At 74.9% G+C, this 16224-nt stretch carries 14 protein-coding genes and 1 pseudogene; 11 read left to right on the top strand and 4 right to left on the bottom strand.

What is annotated here, in order from left to right; genetic code table 11:
* Positions 1 to 13: 13 nt before the first annotated feature.
* The gene (locus AB0J21_RS15850) at positions 14 to 1396 is read left to right on the top strand and encodes a DUF692 domain-containing protein (RefSeq protein WP_363146519.1); all 1383 of its coding nucleotides are present in this window, start codon (positions 14 to 16) and stop codon (positions 1394 to 1396) included.
* A 78-nt stretch (positions 1397 to 1474) separates the two neighbouring features.
* On the opposite strand, the gene AB0J21_RS15845 is transcribed toward AB0J21_RS15850, so the two are convergent.
* Complete coding sequence (locus AB0J21_RS15845) at positions 1475 to 2329, bottom strand: aminoglycoside phosphotransferase (protein WP_363146518.1); 855 nt, start codon at positions 2327 to 2329, stop codon at positions 1475 to 1477.
* 154 nt (positions 2330 to 2483) lie between these two features.
* On the opposite strand from AB0J21_RS15845, the gene AB0J21_RS15840 reads away from it, so the two are divergent.
* The 6 genes from AB0J21_RS15840 (at position 2484) to AB0J21_RS15815 (ending at position 8619) form a co-directional block, all read left to right on the top strand.
* Positions 2484 to 2966: a MarR family winged helix-turn-helix transcriptional regulator gene (locus AB0J21_RS15840; protein WP_363146517.1), complete on the top strand. Its 483-nt coding sequence runs from the start codon at positions 2484 to 2486 to the stop codon at positions 2964 to 2966.
* A gap of 11 nt (positions 2967 to 2977) precedes the next feature.
* Positions 2978 to 4462, top strand: coding sequence for an MFS transporter (locus AB0J21_RS15835; protein ID WP_363146728.1), 1485 nt, complete (start codon positions 2978 to 2980; stop codon positions 4460 to 4462).
* Positions 4463 to 4529: 67 nt separating this feature from the next.
* Positions 4530 to 5153: a hydrolase gene (locus AB0J21_RS15830; RefSeq protein WP_363146515.1), complete on the top strand. Its 624-nt coding sequence runs from the start codon at positions 4530 to 4532 to the stop codon at positions 5151 to 5153.
* 109 nt (positions 5154 to 5262) lie between these two features.
* Positions 5263 to 5973 (top strand): MBL fold metallo-hydrolase, encoded by a 711-nt coding sequence (locus AB0J21_RS15825; protein ID WP_363146514.1) that lies wholly within the window; start codon positions 5263 to 5265, stop codon positions 5971 to 5973.
* A 114-nt stretch (positions 5974 to 6087) separates the two neighbouring features.
* Positions 6088 to 6855: a TIGR04222 domain-containing membrane protein gene (locus AB0J21_RS15820; protein WP_363146513.1), complete on the top strand. Its 768-nt coding sequence runs from the start codon at positions 6088 to 6090 to the stop codon at positions 6853 to 6855.
* Positions 6856 to 6933: 78 nt separating this feature from the next.
* Complete coding sequence (locus AB0J21_RS15815) at positions 6934 to 8619, top strand: alpha/beta hydrolase (RefSeq protein ID WP_363146512.1); 1686 nt, start codon at positions 6934 to 6936, stop codon at positions 8617 to 8619.
* 103 nt (positions 8620 to 8722) lie between these two features.
* On the opposite strand, the gene hemQ is transcribed toward AB0J21_RS15815, so the two are convergent.
* A complete protein-coding gene (gene hemQ, locus AB0J21_RS15810; protein ID WP_363146511.1) occupies positions 8723 to 9439 on the bottom strand; it encodes a hydrogen peroxide-dependent heme synthase in 717 nt (238 codons plus the stop codon).
* A 5-nt stretch (positions 9440 to 9444) separates the two neighbouring features.
* Positions 9445 to 10905 (bottom strand): protoporphyrinogen oxidase, encoded by a 1461-nt coding sequence (gene hemG, locus AB0J21_RS15805; RefSeq protein WP_363146510.1) that lies wholly within the window; start codon positions 10903 to 10905, stop codon positions 9445 to 9447.
* A gap of 310 nt (positions 10906 to 11215) precedes the next feature.
* On the opposite strand from hemG, the gene AB0J21_RS15800 reads away from it, so the two are divergent.
* The 3 genes and pseudogenes from AB0J21_RS15800 to AB0J21_RS15790 all read left to right on the top strand — a co-directional run.
* On the top strand, positions 11216 to 12157 hold the full coding sequence (locus tag AB0J21_RS15800) for a DUF4349 domain-containing protein (protein WP_363146509.1): 942 nt from the start codon (positions 11216 to 11218) through the stop codon (positions 12155 to 12157).
* A 140-nt stretch (positions 12158 to 12297) separates the two neighbouring features.
* Positions 12298 to 13689, top strand: a complete 1392-nt coding sequence (locus AB0J21_RS15795; RefSeq protein WP_363146508.1) for an FAD-dependent oxidoreductase — start codon at positions 12298 to 12300, stop codon at positions 13687 to 13689.
* 10 nt (positions 13690 to 13699) lie between these two features.
* A pseudogene (locus tag AB0J21_RS15790) lies at positions 13700 to 14005 on the top strand (long-chain fatty acid--CoA ligase); the annotation flags it as partial.
* A 56-nt stretch (positions 14006 to 14061) separates the two neighbouring features.
* On the opposite strand, the gene hemE reads toward AB0J21_RS15790, so the two are convergent.
* On the bottom strand, positions 14062 to 15126 hold the full coding sequence (hemE, locus tag AB0J21_RS15785; protein WP_363146507.1) for a uroporphyrinogen decarboxylase: 1065 nt from the start codon (positions 15124 to 15126) through the stop codon (positions 14062 to 14064).
* Positions 15127 to 15324: 198 nt separating this feature from the next.
* Between hemE and AB0J21_RS15780 the strand changes: the two genes are divergently transcribed.
* On the top strand, positions 15325 to 16014 hold the full coding sequence (locus AB0J21_RS15780) for a DUF3000 domain-containing protein (RefSeq protein ID WP_363146505.1): 690 nt from the start codon (positions 15325 to 15327) through the stop codon (positions 16012 to 16014).
* Positions 16015 to 16224 lie beyond the last annotated feature (210 nt).

Below are 16224 nucleotides of genomic sequence, written 5' to 3'. Positions count from 1 at the left end.
AGGGGGAGATCACATGACGGCAGCGGGTACGGCGGCGGCGAGCGCGCGGCGTACGGGGGCGGGGGCCCGGCCGCCACGCCTGGGCGCCGGGATCGGGTGGCGGCCCGAGATCGCGGAGGCCGTGGAGCGGATGGACGGGGTCGACTGGGTCGAGGCCGTCGCCGAGAACCTGTGCCCCGGACACCTGCCCGAGTCCCTGCTGCGGCTGCGCGCCCGCGGGGTGACCGTCGTCCCGCACGGGGTGGGCCTCGGGCTCGGCGACGCGGAACGCCCCGCGGAGCACCGGCTCGCGGCCCTCGCGGAACGGGCCCTGACGCTCGGCTCCCCGCTCGTCACCGAGCACATCGCCTTCGTCAGGGCCGGCGGTCCGCGTACGGCGACGCCCGCGCTGGAGGCCGGTCACCTGCTGCCGGTGCCGCGTACCCGTGCGGCCCTGGACGTGCTGTGCGAGAACGTCCGGATCGCCCAGGACGCGCTGCCGGTGCCGCTCGCCGTGGAGAACATCGCCGCGCTGTTCGGCTGGCCCGGGGAGGAGCTGACGGAGGGGCAGTTCCTGTACGAGCTGGTGGAGCGTACGGGGGTGCGGCTGCTCATCGACGTCGCGAACCTGTGGACCAACCAGGTCAACCGGGGCGAGGACGCCGCGCGGGCCCTGGCCGAACTGCCCGTCGAGGCCCTCGCGTACGTCCACGTCGCGGGCGGGGTGCTGCGCGAGGGCGTGTGGCACGACACCCACGCCCACCCGGTGCCGCCCGAGGTCCTCGGCGTCCTCGCGGCCCTGTGCGCCCGCGCCGAACCGCCGGGCGTCCTCCTGGAGCGGGACGACGCGTTCCCGCCGCCCGCCGAACTGGAGGCGGAGCTGCGGGCGATACGCGAGACGGTGCGGGGCGCGGGGGCGCGGCGGGACGCGGAACCGGTACGGGCCAAGGTCGCCGGAGCCGTACCGGGCCCCGTCCGGGAGGCCGCGCCGGACGCCGTCGCCGACCCGGTGCGCACCGGACTCGGCCTCGCCCAGGCCGCGTTGCTGTCCGCGCTGGTGGCCGGCGCGCCCGCCCCGGAGGGCTTCGACGCCGCGCGGCTGGCCGTGCAGAGCCGGGCGCTCGCCGGGAAGCGGGCGGAGGTCGTCGCGAAGGTGGCGCCGGAGCTGCCGGTGATCCTCGGTCCCGCGTACCGCCCCGCGTTCCTCGCCTACGCCCGTCGCAAGCCGCTGACCGGCGGCTACCGGCGGGACGCGCTGGACTTCGCCGGGCACGTGCTGCGCGAGGACGACTCCCTGGGACGCCGGGCCAGGCGCCGCCTCGACGTCTGGTGGCGCGAGCGGTCGGGGCCCACTGCGCCACGCCCCGGACCGCGCGCGCTCCTGCGCGTGGGACGAGGCCGCCGGCCGCACGGGTGACTGAGCATCATCCGCGCCCGCTTCCCGCCCCCTTGCCCGTGCGGGCGGAGACCGAGCCGTTCAGCCGTGGTGGGCCGTTCAGCCGGAAGTCCCCGGCCGGAGCCGGTCCACCACGGCACGGGTCGCCCTCACGTACCGCTCCCGCTCCCGCGCCCGGTCCTTGACCGAGGGGCCCGCGATCCCGCTGTATGCCACGAGCCGGAAGATCAGCGCGCGGATCAGCATCTGCCGCCAGTGCGGATGGCCGGAGGCGCTCGTCAGCAGCCCGGGCGGGGGGTCGAACCACAGCAGTCCGTCCACGACCACGACGGCCTCGGCGAACAGCGGCGGCCGCCAGTACGGCGAGAAGTCGATCACCACGGGCGGTTCGCCGGGGGCGAAGAGCACGTTGCCGGTGAGGTCGCCGTGGACGAGTTGCGCCCCGTCCTGCGGCACCGGGCGCCTCAGCCTCAGCAGGGTGGCGAACGGCGCGGCGAGTTCCTCGATCACCTCGACGTCCTGTTCGCCCCACGCGACGCGGTCGGCCACGGCCCAGGGGTGCGTACGCCGGTCGAGGAACGCGGGCCTGGGCGCGCCTCGCAGGGCGGCATGGAACGCGCGGCCGGCGTCGAGCACCCCCGCCCAGTGCCCCTGCGGACCCGGCTCTCCCGGCAGGAACCGGGCGGCGGTCCAGCCGTCCACGACGCTGTGCCCCTGCGCCGTCCGCAGGGGCGGGGGCACGCGGAATCCCTCGCCGGGCGACAGGCTCTCCAGCAGGGAGGCCGCCCACTCCGACTCGTCCTCGTCCGGACCGGCGGGCTTGAACACGTATCCGTCGACGCGCACGCTCCGCCCCTGACCCCCGGGCAGCGGGACAGGATCGCCCCGTACGCCGAAGGCAGCGAGGACGGAGGCGGGCGGGAGCGGGCTGGTCCGGTTCGGCTGATCGGTCACCCCGGGCATCCTGCCGCCACCGCCCGCCCGGCGCATCCACGTTTCGCCCAGGCCCGGGCCCAGCACGAGGCGGTCAGGCCCGCCCAGACAACTTCACAAGACAACTGCCCACCTGAAACTGGACAGTCTGGACTGTCGGTTTTACGGTGGAGGCATGTCCGAGAGCAACGACGTGCGCGGAAGTGCATCCCGAAGCAACGAGCCCCCGCTGTCCGAGGCGGCGGTGCGGGCGGCGGGAGACGCCCGGGTCGTCTTCAGCCGGCTGCGCCGCAAACTGCGCGAGCTGGCCGCCGAGGGCGATCTCACCCCGGCCCAGTCCTCCGTCCTGATCCGGCTGGACAAGCACGGGACGGCCACCGCGAGCGCCCTCGCCGACGCGGAGCGGGTCCGGCCCCAGTCGATGGCGAAGATCGTCCTCGCGCTGGAGGGGGCGGGGCTGGTCGAACGCAACCCCGATCCGCACGACGGCAGACGGCAGCTCGTGAGCCTGACCGAGCGGGGTCGCGCGCAGCGCCTCGACACCCGCCGGGCCGGTACCGAGTGGATGGCCCGGGCGCTCCAGGAGCGCTGCACCCCCGAGCAGATCGAGACGGTCATCGAGGCGATGGCGCTGCTCGACGACGTGACCCAGTCGTGAGCCGGTCCCCCGTGCGCTTCCGCCTCCCGGGCCTTCGCGGCCGGCGGGCCTCCGGCCGGGCCGAGGGCTTCGACCGGAGGCTCGTCGCGCCGATGATCCTGGGTTCGATCCTGAACCCGGTCAACTCCTCGATGCTCGCGGTGGCCCTCGTGCCCATCGGCCGGGCCTTCGACGCACCGCCCTCGCAGACGGCGTGGCTCGTGTCCGCGCTGTACCTGGCGACGGCGGTCGGACAGCCCGTCATCGGGCGGCTCGTCGACTCCTTCGGCCCCCGCACCCTCTACCTCGTCGGCACCTCGCTGGTCGGCGTCGCCGGGCTCCTCGGGGTCCTGTCCCCCAGCCTCGCGGTGCTCGTCGTCTCCCGGGTCCTGCTCGGGTTCGGGACCTCGGCGGCGTACCCGGCCTCCATGTACCTGCTGCGCAGCGAGTCGGACCGTACGGGACTGAAGAGCCCGAGCGGCATCCTGTCGGCGCTGTCCCTCTCGAACCAGGTGATCGCGGTCGTCGGGCCGACCCTCGGCGGGCTGCTGATCGGCGCGGGCGGCTGGCACCTCGTCTTCGGGATCAACGTGCCGCTGTCGGCGGCCTGTCTGCTGCTCGGCGCACGGCGGCTGCCGAGGCTGTCGGCGCTGCGCGCGGCGGCGGCCGAGCGGGCGGCGGCCGGGGGCGGGCCGGTCCCGGCGGCGCCCGCACGGGAGAGCGTGGACGTGCCCGGCATGGTCCTGTTCGCCGGCACGCTCACGTCCTTCCTGCTGTTCCTGATGAACCCGGGGCTCGCGCACTGGTACCTGCTGGTGCTCGGCACGCTCCTCGGGACCGGCTTCGTCCTGCGGGAGCTGCGGGTCGCGCGGCCGTTCATCGACCTGCGGGTCCTCGGCGGCAACGCCCCGCTGCTGGCCACGTACGCGCGCGGACTGCTCGCCGCCATCAGCTCGTACTCCTTCCTGTACGGCTTCACGCAGTGGCTGGAGGAGGGGCGCTCACTGAGCGCCTCGGGCGCCGGGCTCCTGCTGCTGCCCATGTCGGCCATGGCGATCGTGGTGACGGCGGTCACCGGCCGCCACGCCGCGGTGCACGGAAAGCTCGTCGCGGGCGGGCTCGCGCAGGTGCTGGGCTGCGGGGCACTGCTGCTGCTCGGGCCCGGCTCCCCGGTGTGGGTGCTGGTCCTGGTCGCCGCGTTCATGGGCCTCCCGCAGGGGCTCAACGGGCTCGCCAACCAGAACGCGCTGTACGGGCAGGCCGATCCGGCCCGTATGGGCTCCTCGGCCGGGCTGCTGCGCACCTTCATGTACCTGGGCGCCCTGGTCTCCTCCGCCGCCAACGCCACGTTCTACAAGGACGGGGCGACGACCGGCGGAATGCACGAACTGAGCGCGCTCCTGGTCGGCGTGTCCGGTCTGCTGCTCCTCCTCACCCTCCTGGACCGGTCCCTGCGGCACGTCGGCAAGGACCGGGGCCGCGACCGGGCCGAGGAGAAGGCACCGTCGCGGACCTGACGGGGTGCCCCGCGAGGCCCCGGCCGCCCTCTTCCTCTCCACACCCCCGCTCACGAAAGGCTGTTCCATGACCGCCACCACGCTCGACCCCGCCACCGCGCTCGTCGTGATCGATCTGCAGAACGCGCTCCTGTCGGTGCCCGGCTCTCCGCACACCGTCGCCGAGGTCGTGGACCGCAGCGCCGAACTGGCCGAGGCCTTCCGGCGGCGCGGGCTGCCCGTCGTCCTCGTCCGGGTCGCCTTCGCGGCGGACGGCGCCGACGCGACCCCCGGGCGCAGCGAGACCGGCTCGCGCCACACCGTCCGGCCCGAGGGCTACGAACTGATCGCCGAGCAGCTGGCCGGGCACCCGGAGGACGTCGTCGTCACCAAGCGTTCCTGGGGCGCCTTCTACGGCACCGACCTCGACCTCCAGCTGCGCCGGCGCGGGGTCACCCAGATCGTGCTGACCGGGGTGGCGACGAGCGCGGGCGTCGAGTCCACGGCCCGCGCGGCGCACGAGCACGGCTACCACCTGACGCTCGTCACCGACGCCATGACCGACCGGGACCCGGACAACCACCGGCACAGCGTCGAGAAGATCTTCCCGCGCATCGGCGAGCGGGGCACCACCGCCGAGGTGCTCGGCCTGCTCGCCACGACCCATCCCGAGCGGACCGGGACCGGGCGGACCGGCGCCGGGCAGTCCTGATCCCGGACCGTCGCCGACCGAAGCGAGCCGGACGCGGACCCGTTGCGGGCCGAGGCGAGCCGGACGCGGACCGGCCCGAACCACGCACCGACCGACCCGAAGGAACCGCATGCCGACCCTCGCCCTCGCCCCGGGTGTCACCCAGATCCCGCTCGGCTCGCGCGTCAACGTGTTCGCCGTCGCCGGGGACGACGGGCTCACCCTCGTCGACGCCGGGATGGGCCGCAAGGCGCCCGGCCAGGTGCTCGACGCGCTCGCGGGACTCGGGCACCGCCCGTCCGACGTCCGGCGCATCGTGCTGACCCACGCGCACCCCGACCACGTCCAGGCCGTGCCGGAGCTGCGCCGGGCGACCGGCGCGAAGGTCCTGATCCACGAGGGGGACGCGGGCTGGCTGCCCGTGGGCCGGGTCCCCGCGGGGCAGCGCTCCACGCGGGCCGGCTCGCTCCTGGACCGGCTGCCGCTCGTGCACTGGACACCGTTCGAGGCGGACGGACTCCTCGCCGACGGCGCGGTGATCGAGGGCTCCGGCGGGCTGCGGGTCCTCCACACGCCGGGCCACACCCCCGGTCACGTCGTCCTGTTCCACGAGCCGGGCCGGACCGCGCTGGTCGGCGACGCCGTGTTCCACCGGGGCGCCCTGTCCTACGGGCCGGAGGCGATGGCCGCCGACCCCGCCCGGCGTCCGGCGGGCGCCGCACGCGTCCCCGCCGAGACCGCCGTCGTCGGCTTCTCGCACGGTACGGCCATCACCGGTTCCACGGGCGGTACGGGCGGCACGGGCATCGAGGAGTTCCACACCTTCCTCGGGCGCCGCTGACCCCCGCCCCGACCGGCGGCCGGGGGCGAACGCGCAGGTCACGTGCCGCACATCACCTCCCCTGTGTGAGGCGGGACATGGCTGGGGCCCCGGCCCGGGCGGTATAACTCGCTGGTGCTGTGGATACCGCTCCTGCTTCTCGCGTGCGGGGCGTCCGCCCTCGCCTCCGCCCGGCTCTGTCTGGCCGCCGTCCGGGCCGCCGACCCCGGCTTCCGGCTCACCGACCGGCGGGGCCGGCCCGGCGCCCGTCCCCTCACCCTCGCGGAGACGGCCTTCCTCTCCGGCGGACCCGCGCGGGTCGTGGAACTGACGCTCGTGGCGATGGCCAGGCGCGGCCGGCTGCTCCTCGCGCACACCGGCTGGGCCACCGCCGTCGTCCCCGACAGCAGCGATCCCATGGAGCGGGCCGTGCTCGGCGCGCTCGGCCCCGAGGGGCAGTACCCGGTGGCGGGGCTGCGGACCCGGCTCGCGGACTCCGAGGCGGTACGCGCCCTCGCGGCGCGGCTGACCGCCGCCGGGCTCGCCGTGCCCGAGGAGATTCGGTCCCGGGTGTACGGCGCGATGCGCCAGGTGCGGGCCAGTGTCCTGCTCGTCCTCTTCGTGGGCCTGGGCACGCTGCTCGGCGTCCCGCACCCCGGGCACTCCACCGCCGAACTCGCCGGGTGGTTCGGGCTGCCCCTCCTGCTCGTGGCGGGCTGCGCGCTGATCGGCCGGATCGAGGTCCTGCCGTACGCGCGCTGGGCGTCGCCGCTCGGCGAGGAGGCGCTCGAACAGGCGGCGGCCGACGCCGACACCGCGCTCGCCGTGCACGGGCTGCGCGTCGTGCACGAACCGCAACTGCGGGCGGCCTTCACCACGGTCGCCTCGGCCGACACGGTCTGACGGTCCTTTACTTCATACGACCACACCCGAAGTATCCCTTTTATCCTCCCGCTGCTTCCGCCGCTCGAAGGGATACTGATGAGAGCCCCCCTCCGTCACGGGCTGCTGTCGGCCGCCGCAGGTTCACTCCTGCTCGGCTCGCTCGCCACCCCGGCCGCCTCCGCCGCCTCCCCCCTCGCTCCGCGCTCCCCGGCGCTCCGTGCCCAGGCGCAGGGCACCGAAGTAGCCGCCCGGCGGGCCGCCAAGAGCGGTCTGGCCTTCGGGACCTGTCCCAAGGAGGAGCGGCTGCCCGCCGCCGTGCGCTGCGCGACGGTGCGGGTCCCGCTCGACTACGCGGACCCGGACGGCAAACAGATCCCGCTGACGGTGAGCCGTACGCCCGCGACCGGGAAGCCCGCGAAGAAGGACGGCCCGAAGCCGAAGCGGCAGGGCGCCCTCGTCTTCAACCCGGGCGGTCCCGGCGCCTCCGGCACGTACTTCCCGATGATCGGGGTGCTGCCCGAGTGGCGGAAGCTCGCGGCGGCCTACGACTTCGTGGGCTACGCGCCGCGCGGGGTCGGCCGCTCGGCGCCGCTGTCCTGCCAGGACCCGAAGACGTACGCGAAGGCGCCCAGCGACTCCCCCGTGCACCCCGACGAGGCGTACAAGCGCGAGCGGGTCAAGCGGGCGAAGGCGTACGCGCGGGGCTGCGCGCGGCGTTCGGGGCCCGGCCTCAAGCACTACACCTCGCTCAACAACGCGCGGGACCTGGAGGTGATCCGGGCGGCGCTCGGCGAGCGGCGGCTCACGTTCATGGGCGCCTCCTACGGGACGTACTTCGGGGCGCTGTACGCGACACTGTTCCCCGGCCACGTACGGCGCATGGTCTTCGACTCCGTGGTCAACCCGGACCCGCGGCAGATCTGGTACCGCAACAACCTCGACCAGTCCCTGGCCTTCGAGTCGCGCTGGCGGGACTTCCGCGTGTGGGTCGCGCGGCACGACGCCGCCTACCACCTCGGGACGACGCCCGCGCAGGTTCAGCAGGCGTACGACGAGGCGCGGGAGCGGGTGGCGAGGAAACCGGCGGGCGGCACGGTGGGCCCGGCCCAGCTCCAGGGCGCCTTCCTCCAGGCCGGTTACTACGACGACTACTGGCGTTCGCGCGCCGAGGCCCTGTCCCGCTTCCTCAAGGGCGACGAGAAGCCGCTGCTGAAGCTGGCCGCGCCGGTCGCCGGGGCGGAGAAGGAGAACGAGAACGGCACCGCCGTCTACACCGCCGTCGAGTGCAACGACGCGGCCTGGCCGACGGACTTCCGCACCTGGGACCGGGACAACACCGCGATCGCCTCGGTCGCGCCGTTCGAGACCTGGGACAACGCCTGGATGAACCTGCCGTGCGCCTACTGGCCCGCGCCCCGGCAGCAGCCCCTCGACGTGGGCACCCGCCCCGGGGCGCTGCCCCCGACGCTGATCCTCGCCGCCGAACGGGACGCGGCGACGCCGTACACGGGGGCGCTTGAGCTGCGGCGCCGACTCGGCGGGGCGGCGATCGTGACGGAGCGCGACGCCGGGACGCACGGCATCGCGGGCGGGGCGAACGACTGCGTCAACGAGGCCGTGGACGCGTACCTGCTGCGCGGCGAGGTCCCCGCGAACGGCTCGGCGAGCTGCGCCCCGCACGCGGAGCCGACGCCCGCCAAACCGGCCCAGGACAAGGACGCCGCCCCGCGGGACGAGGCACGGGAGCGGACGCGGGAGCTGCGCGTGCACCGCCCGGCCTGAGCCCGGCGGTGACCTGGTCAGATGTGAGGGCGCGGGGCGCCGGACCGGACGAGGAGTCCGGTCCGGCGCCCCGCGCCGTTTCCCGCGAGCCGACGGGGCCGGATCAGGCGAGGCCGGCGACCAGTTCGGCGACCGAGCGGCGGCGGCCGGTGTAGAAGGGGACCTCCTCGCGCACGTGGCGGCGCGCCTCGGAGCCGCGCAGGTGCCGCATGAGGTCGACGATGCGGTACAGCTCGTCGGCCTCGAAGGCGAGCATCCACTCGTAGTCGCCGAGCGAGAAGGAGGCGACGGTGTTGGCGCGCACGTCGGGGTAGCCGCGCGCCATCTTGCCGTGGTCGGCGAGCATCTTGCGGCGCTCGTCGTCGGGCAGCAGGTACCACTCGTAGGAGCGGACGAAGGGGTAGACGCTCACATAGTCGCGGGGCGTCTCGTCGGCGAGGAAGGCCGGGATGTGGGACTTGTTGAACTCGGCGGGGCGGTGCAGCGCCATGTTCGACCACACGGGCAGCAGGGCGCGGCCCAGCTTGGTGCGGCGGAACAGGTTGTACGCCTCCTGGAGTTCGTCGGAGGTCTCGGCGTGCCACCAGATCATGAGGTCGGCGTCGGCGCGCAGCCCGGACACGTCGTAGGTGCCGCGCACCGTGACGTCCTTGGCGGCGAGCTGGTCGAACAGTTCCTGGACCTCTTCGGCGTACCCGGCCCGGTCCTCGGGCAGCACGTCGCGGAGCTTGAAGACGGACCACAGGGTGTAGCGGATGACCTCGTTGAGGTCCTTGGCCTTCTTGCCCGCGTTGGGGGTCTTCTCGGCAGCAGCACTCATGCGCCCTATTGTCCCGCCTGCCCGGACGCGTCCGACGCCGGGCCCGGCAGCAGCGCGTCGACGGCCGTGTGGGCGCTCGCGACGCACGCCGGGATGCCGACCCCGTCGTAGGCGGCGCCGCACACCGCGAGCCCGGGGAGCTTCGCGACGTGTTCGCGGACGCGGGCGACGCGGGCGCCGTGGCCCACCGGGTACTGCGGGAGCCCGTCGTTCCAGCGGGTCACGAGGGAGGCGACGGGGCGGGCGTCGAGTCCGGTCGCGGTGCGCAGGTCGCGGCGTGAGACGTCGACGAGTTCGCCGTCCTCACGGTCGAGGTCGGCGGTGTCGCCGTAGCGGCCGACGGAGGTGCGCAGGACGAGCAGTTCGGGGTTCTCCTCGGCGATCCAGGCCCATTTCTGGCTCGCGAAGGTCGCCGCCTTGATGGTGCGCCCGTCGACGGGCGGGACGAGGAAGCCGCTGCTGTTGGCCGGGAGGGCGGCGGTGTCGGCGCGCCGGTAGGCGAGGGTGATCAGGGCCATCGAGGCGTACTCGACGGTGCGCAGTTCGGCGGCGGCGCCCGGGGACTCGTCGGCGAGCAGGGCGGCGGCCTGCGGGGCGGGCAGCGCGACGACGACGGCCTCGCTGTGCAGGGCGGTGCCGTCGGCGAGGACGGTGCGCCAGCCGTCGGGGGTGCGGCGCAGTTCGCGGACCGCGGCGCCGGTGCGGATCTCGCCGCCCCGGTCGCGTACGGCGCGGGCGACGGCGAGCGGCAGGGTGCCGATGCCGCCCTTGAGGCCCTGGAAGACGGGCCCCCCGGGCTGCTTCCCGGTGGGCGTGACGGACTGGAGGGCGCGGACGCCCTCGGTGAGCGAGCGGTGGGTGCGGGCCGCCTCGAACAGCTGGGGCACGGCCGAGCGCATCGAGATGCGGTAGGCGTCGCCCGCGTAGACGCCGCCGAGGAGCGGTTCGACGAGGCGGTCGACGACCTCGCGGCCGAGGCGGGCGGCGACGTACTCGCCGACCGCGACGTCCTCGCCGATCTCGGTGGCGGGCAGCGTCGCGTCGTCCTCGATGCGGCGCAGCCCCTCGTCGGAGAGGACGCCCGCGAGGGCGGAGGCTTCCGCGGGGACGCCCATGACGTGGCCCTTCGGCATGGGGCGCAGGGCGTCGCGGGTCCACAGCGAGGCGTTCGCGGTGGCCGGGGGCTGGAGCTTGTGGCCGAGGCCGGCGGCGCGGGCGAGACCGACGGCCTCGGGGCGGCGGGCGAGCATCGACTCGGCGCCGAGGTCGACGCGTACGCCCTCGATCTCGCCGGAGCGCAGTTTGCCGCCGAGCCGTTCGGCGGCCTCCAGGACGGTGACCTCGGCGCCCGCGTCGAGGGCGCGCAGCGCGGCGGCCAGTCCGGAGATCCCTCCCCCGAGGACGAGGACCCGTGCGGGGGCCCTGCCGGGTGCGGACGAAGTGGGTGCGCTGGCGGCTTCGCTCATGACCCCACTGTCTCAAAGGGCCTTGGCCGCCTTCCGCAGGACCCGGTGGAGCGGGGCGCGGGGGCGCGCGGTATTGCGGCGTCCCGGGGCGGCGACCGTCCCGAGTCCGGAACGTGACCGCTTCGGGACCGGCGCGGCCGATCGCGGGGCCCGCTCCGTGCGTCGCAGGAGTCGTCAGGCCCGGCAGGGCACGCACGACCTCGGGGGTTCCGCCATGTCCAGTCCGTCCTTTCCCATAACGCGCAGGCCCGTACCGGATGGGCCCGTCGGGTCACGGGTCCGCCGCCGGCCCACGGCCGTACTCGCCCCGGTGCTCGCCGCCGTCCTCGCGCTGCTGCTGGCCCTCGCGGGCTGCTCGGCGGGCCGCGACAGCGACGGGGCCACCGACTCCGGCGACGCCAAGGCCGCCTCCGACACCGGCCGCGGCGGGGGCCGCGCGGACGGGCGGGAGGCGGGCGCGGCGGGCGGCAAGGCCGCCCCCTCCGGTTCGGCCGCCTCGCGGGCCGCTTCCGCGCCGCAGGGCGTCCATCTCATTCGGACCGCCTCCCTCACGATGCGGGTGAAGGACGTGGCGGGGGCGCTGGAGCGGGCGCGCGAGACGGCGGCGGGGGCGGGCGGACTGGTCGGCGAGGAGGCCACCGACCGGGACGGCGCGGGCCGGGAGCGGTCCCGTGTGGTGCTGCGCGTCCCGCAGGAGGGCTTCGAGGAGGTCGTGGCGAGGCTCGCTCAGGGGCCGGGCACGCTGGTGCGGCGTTCGGTGAACACGAAGGACGTGACGCAGCAGGTCGTGGACGTCGACAGCCGCGTGAAGTCGCTGCGGGCGAGCGTCACGCGGGTGCGGGCGCTCATGGACGACGCGACGAAGATCAGTGATGTCACGGCGCTGGAGGGCGAGTTGAGCACCCGTGAGGCCGATCTCGAAGCGCTGCTCGCCCAGCAGGCCTCGCTCAAGGACCGGACCTCGCTCGCGACGATCACCCTGACGCTGTCGCGCACGGCGCACGTCACGCACGAGGCCCCGAAGGAGGAGGCGGGTTTCGTGTCGGCGCTCGGCGAGGGCTGGCACGCGTTCGGGGCGACGCTGCGGGTGATCGGCGTGGTCCTGGGCGCGGTTCTGCCGTTCGCGGCGGCGCTCGCGGTGGTGGCCCTGCTGACGCTCCTGACCCGCAGGTTCGTACGGCGCCGCCGCGCGGTCCCGGCCGGAGCAGAACCAGTCGCGACACGGAAGCCGGAGCACACCCCGGGCGAGTGAGCCGAAGGGCGCGTGGGTGTCGAGAGCGCCACCGCGCGCAGGCCCGACGAAGGAGGGCTGAGCACGGTGGCGCTCTCGACACCCACTCAGGCGCCCGGAGGCGAACCGAGCTTCCCAGAAAAAGGTGAGAGCGTGGCGGTATGAGTGAACGACTGGTCGTCATCGGCGGTGACGCGACGGGGATGTCCGCCGCCTCGCAGGCGCGCAGGCTCAAGGGCCCGGGGGAGCTGGAGATCGTCGCCTTCGAACGGGGGCGCTTCACGTCGTACTCGGCGTGCGGCATCCCGTACTGGGTGGGCGGGGACGTCGAGGGTCCGGACGCTCTCGTCGCGCGGACCCCGCGGGAGCACCGGGAGCGGGACATCGATCTGCGTACGGGGACCGAGGTGGTGCGGATCGACGTGGAGGGGCGACGGGTGCTGGCCCGGGTCGTGGAGTCGGGGGAGGAGTACTGGACTTCGTACGACAAGCTCGTGATCGCGACGGGGGCGGAGCCCTTGCGTCCCGATCTGCCGGGGATCGGCGCGCGCGGGGTGCACGGGGTGCAGACGCTGACGGACGGGGAGCGGCTGCTCGCGACGCTGGAGGGGGCGCGGGGCCGGCGGGCGGTCGTGGTGGGCGCGGGGTACATCGGGGTGGAGATGGCCGAGGCGCTGATCCGGCGCGGTTTCGACGTGACGATGGTCAACCGGGCGGCGGAGCCGATGTCGACGCTCGACCCGGACATGGGCCGTCTCGTGCACGAGGCGATGACGGGCATGGGGATCCGTCTGGTGCACGAGACGGCGGTCACGGGGGTGCGCACGGACGAGGAGGGGCGCGCGGTCGCCGTCCTGACGGAGGACGAGGAGTACCCGGCGGATGTCGTGGTGCTCGGTATCGGGGTGCGTCCTTCGACGGGTCTGGCGCGGGAGGCGGGGCTGCCGCTGGGGCCTTCCGGGGGGCTGCTGACGGATCTCGCGATGCGGGTGCGCGGGCATCACGACATCTGGGCGGGCGGGGACTGCGTGGAGGTCCTCGACCTGGTCGCGGGCGGCACGCGGCACATCGCGCTGGGCACGCACGCCAATAAGCACGGTCAGGTCATCGGCACGAACGTGGGCGGCGGGTACGCGACCTTCCCGGGGGTCGTGGGTACGGCGGTGAGCAAGGTGTGCGATCTGGAGATCGGCCGTACGGGGCTGCGGGAGAAGGACGCCCTGGCGGCGGGCTTCCGGTTCGTGACGGTGACCATCGAGTCGACGAGCCGGGCCGGTTACTACCCGGGCAGCGCGCCCATGACGGTGAAGATGCTCGCGGAACGCGGTACGGGGCGGCTGCTGGGCACGCAGATCGTGGGGCGTGAGGGTGCGGGCAAGCGGGTCGACGTGGCGGCCGTCGCGCTGACGGCCGGGATGACGGTGGAGCGGATGACGGCGCTGGACCTGGGGTACGCGCCGCCGTTCTCCCCGGTGTGGGACCCGGTGCTGGTCGCGGCGCGGCGCGCGGTGAAGGCGGTGCGCGGGGCGGAGGGCGCGGGCGGCGGGAGCTGAGCGCGCGGGCCGGCGGGGCGACAACGTGTCCCCGCGCGAGGTCGAGGAGGTCCTCTCCCGGCATCCGGACGTGGCCGAGGTCGTCGTGGTCGGGCTCCCGGACGAGCGGGTCGGCGAGGAGGTGTGCGCGGTCGTGGTGCCGGTGGCGGGCGCCGCACCCGCCCCCGCGGCGCTGGTGGCCTGGTCCAGGCAGCGGCTGGCCGGCCACAAGTACCCGCGCCGCGTCGGGACCGTCGGGGCGCTGCCGCTGGGCCCCAGCCACAAGGTGCTCAAGCGGGAGATGCGCCGCAGGTACGCGCCGGGCGCCGGGAACTGAGCCCGGCGGGGCCCGCGCCCCGGCAGGTACCGGAGGGGCGCGGGCTCCGGCCCCGCTCAGCGGCGGGTGCGCTCGTGCACGTCGGCCACCAGGGCCGTCAGGGCCTCCGGCGGGGTCGTGGGCAGGACGCCGTGGCCGAGGTTGAAGATGTGGCCCTCCAGTCCGGCCGCGGCCTCCAGGACCTCGGTGGTCTTCGCGCGGACCGCCTCGGGGCCCGCGAACAGGACGGCCGGGTCCAGGTTGCCCTGGAGCGCCTTGCCGGGGCCGACGCGGCGGGCCGCCTCGTCGAGCGGGACGCGCCAGTCGACGCCGACCACGTCGGCTCCGACCGCGCCCAGGTCGTGGAGCAGTTCGCCGGTGCCGGCCCCGAAGTGGATGCGGGGCACGCCGTAGCCGGCGACGGCGGCGAGGACCTTCGCGGAGGCGGGCGCGACGTAGCGGCGGTAGTCGGCCGGGGACAGCGCGCCGACCCACGAGTCGAAGAGCTGGACGGCGGAGGCACCGGCCTCGATCTGGACCTTGAGGAAGGCGGTGGTGATTCCGGCGAGCCGGTCCAGCAGATCGGCCCACAGCTGCGGGTCGCCGTACATGAGGGCCTTGGTCCGCTCGTGGTTGCGCGAGGGACCGCCCTCCACGAGGTAGCTCGCGAGGGTGAAGGGCGCGCCCGCGAAGCCGATGAGGGGCGTGGCGCCGAGTTCGGCGGTGAGCAGGCCGACGGCCTCGGTGACGTAGGAGACGTCGTCGGGGGTCAGCGCGCGCAGCCGGTCGAGGTCGGCGCGGCTGCGCACCGGCTCGTCGACGACGGGGCCGACGCCCGGCTTGATGTCCAGGTCGATGCCGATGGCCTTGAGCGGGACGACGATGTCGCTGAAGTAGACCGCGGCGTCCACTCCGTGCCTGCGGACCGGCTGCAGGGTGATCTCGGCGACCAGGTCGGGCCGCATGCAGGAGTCCAGCATCGGGATGCCCTCACGGACCTTGAGGTACTCCGGGAGGGAGCGTCCCGCCTGGCGCATGAACCACACCGGGGTGTGCGGGACGGGCTCGCGGTGGCACGCCTTGACGAAGGCGGACTCACGGGTCGCGGCGGGCGGTCCGAAGGAACTGTCGTTGGCACTCACGGCACCGAGTTTCCCATGCCGGGCCGCAACCGTGTCCCCCGCCCGGCCCGGGACGCCCCGTCCGGCCCCCGCACGCGGGCCGGCCCGCCCAGCCGTACCCGTCCGCTCCGCGCGTCCTCCCCCCGCGCGCCCGTCCCGCATGTCACTCGCGGGTGTCTCTCCCGACAAGGCACAGCGCTTCCCCTTAACCTTCCCGGCATGGCTGCGGCTCACGGACAACGGTCGGACGGTACGGACGGGCAGGACGGGAAGAAGGGGGGCGCCGCGGGAACGCCGGGCGCGGGGGCGGGCGGTGACGACACCCCGCCCGCCTTCACGGCCGCGGTCGAAGCGCTGCGCGCGGCCCGGCCCCGGCCGGAGATCGAGATCGAGCCGACGCGGGCCCCGCAGCGGCTGGCGCCCTTCGCGCACGCCGTGGAGGCCGCCGTGGTGGACGGCGAGGAGGACCTCGCCGACGGCAGGCTCGTGCTGCTGCACGATCCGGCCGGGCACGAGGCGTGGAAGGGCACCTTCCGGCTCGTCACCCTGGTCCGCGCCGAACTGGAGCCAGAGATGGCGGCCGATCCGCTGCTGCCGGAGGTGTGCTGGTCGTGGCTGACCGGCGCGTTCCAGGCGCGCGGGCTGGCGTACGGCGAGGCGAGCGGCACGGTGACCCGGGCCGGCTCGCACTACTTCGGCGGGATGCGGGAGCGGCCCCCCGCCTCGCAGATCGAGATCCGGGCCTCCTGGACCCCGCGCGAGGGCGCGAACGGGGTGCCGGATACGGCGGCGCATCTCGCGGCCTGGTGCGATCTGCTCTCCCAGATCGCCGGACTGCCGCCGGCCACCGCCCCCGGGGAGGCGGCGGTGGTCTCGCTGCCGCAGCGCCGCGGGCCGCGCGGTTCGTGAGACGGGCGCGGGATGCGCCACCCGGCGGCGGGCCGGGGGCGCGCGGGCCGGAGGCGGGCGCGGGGGCCCGCGACCGGGCGCGGGTTTCGGCCTGACGATTACGGATCGATTACGGACCGGTAGGGGGACAGATCTCGGCCGTTCACGAACGGATGACAGCGCACTCCTGGAACGTTCGAGTTCTCGTTTCGATCTTCTAATGATCGATCA

The sequence above is a fragment of the Streptomyces sp. NPDC049954 genome, from assembly GCF_040656295.1.
Classification (GTDB): domain Bacteria; phylum Actinomycetota; class Actinomycetes; order Streptomycetales; family Streptomycetaceae; genus Streptomyces.
This window is presented reverse-complemented; position numbering and strand designations above follow the sequence as displayed.

Bases quoted from the DNA above. Each gene is read 5' to 3' on its own strand.
- AB0J21_RS15840 (WP_363146517.1), top strand. From the start codon at position 2,484: ATGTCCGAGAGCAACGACGTGCGCGGAAGTGCATCCCGAAGCAACGAG.
- AB0J21_RS15815 (WP_363146512.1), top strand. From the start codon at position 6,934: ATGAGAGCCCCCCTCCGTCACGGGCTGCTGTCGGCCGCCGCAGGTTCA.
- AB0J21_RS15850 (WP_363146519.1), top strand. From the start codon at position 14: ATGACGGCAGCGGGTACGGCGGCGGCGAGCGCGCGGCGTACGGGGGCG.
- AB0J21_RS15780 (WP_363146505.1), top strand. From the start codon at position 15,325: ATGGCTGCGGCTCACGGACAACGGTCGGACGGTACGGACGGGCAGGAC.
- hemQ (WP_363146511.1), bottom strand. From the start codon at position 9,439: ATGAGTGCTGCTGCCGAGAAGACCCCCAACGCGGGCAAGAAGGCCAAG.
- AB0J21_RS15825 (WP_363146514.1), top strand. From the start codon at position 5,263: ATGCCGACCCTCGCCCTCGCCCCGGGTGTCACCCAGATCCCGCTCGGC.
- AB0J21_RS15795 (WP_363146508.1), top strand. From the start codon at position 12,298: ATGAGTGAACGACTGGTCGTCATCGGCGGTGACGCGACGGGGATGTCC.
- AB0J21_RS15830 (WP_363146515.1), top strand. From the start codon at position 4,530: ATGACCGCCACCACGCTCGACCCCGCCACCGCGCTCGTCGTGATCGAT.
- hemG (WP_363146510.1), bottom strand. From the start codon at position 10,905: ATGAGCGAAGCCGCCAGCGCACCCACTTCGTCCGCACCCGGCAGGGCC.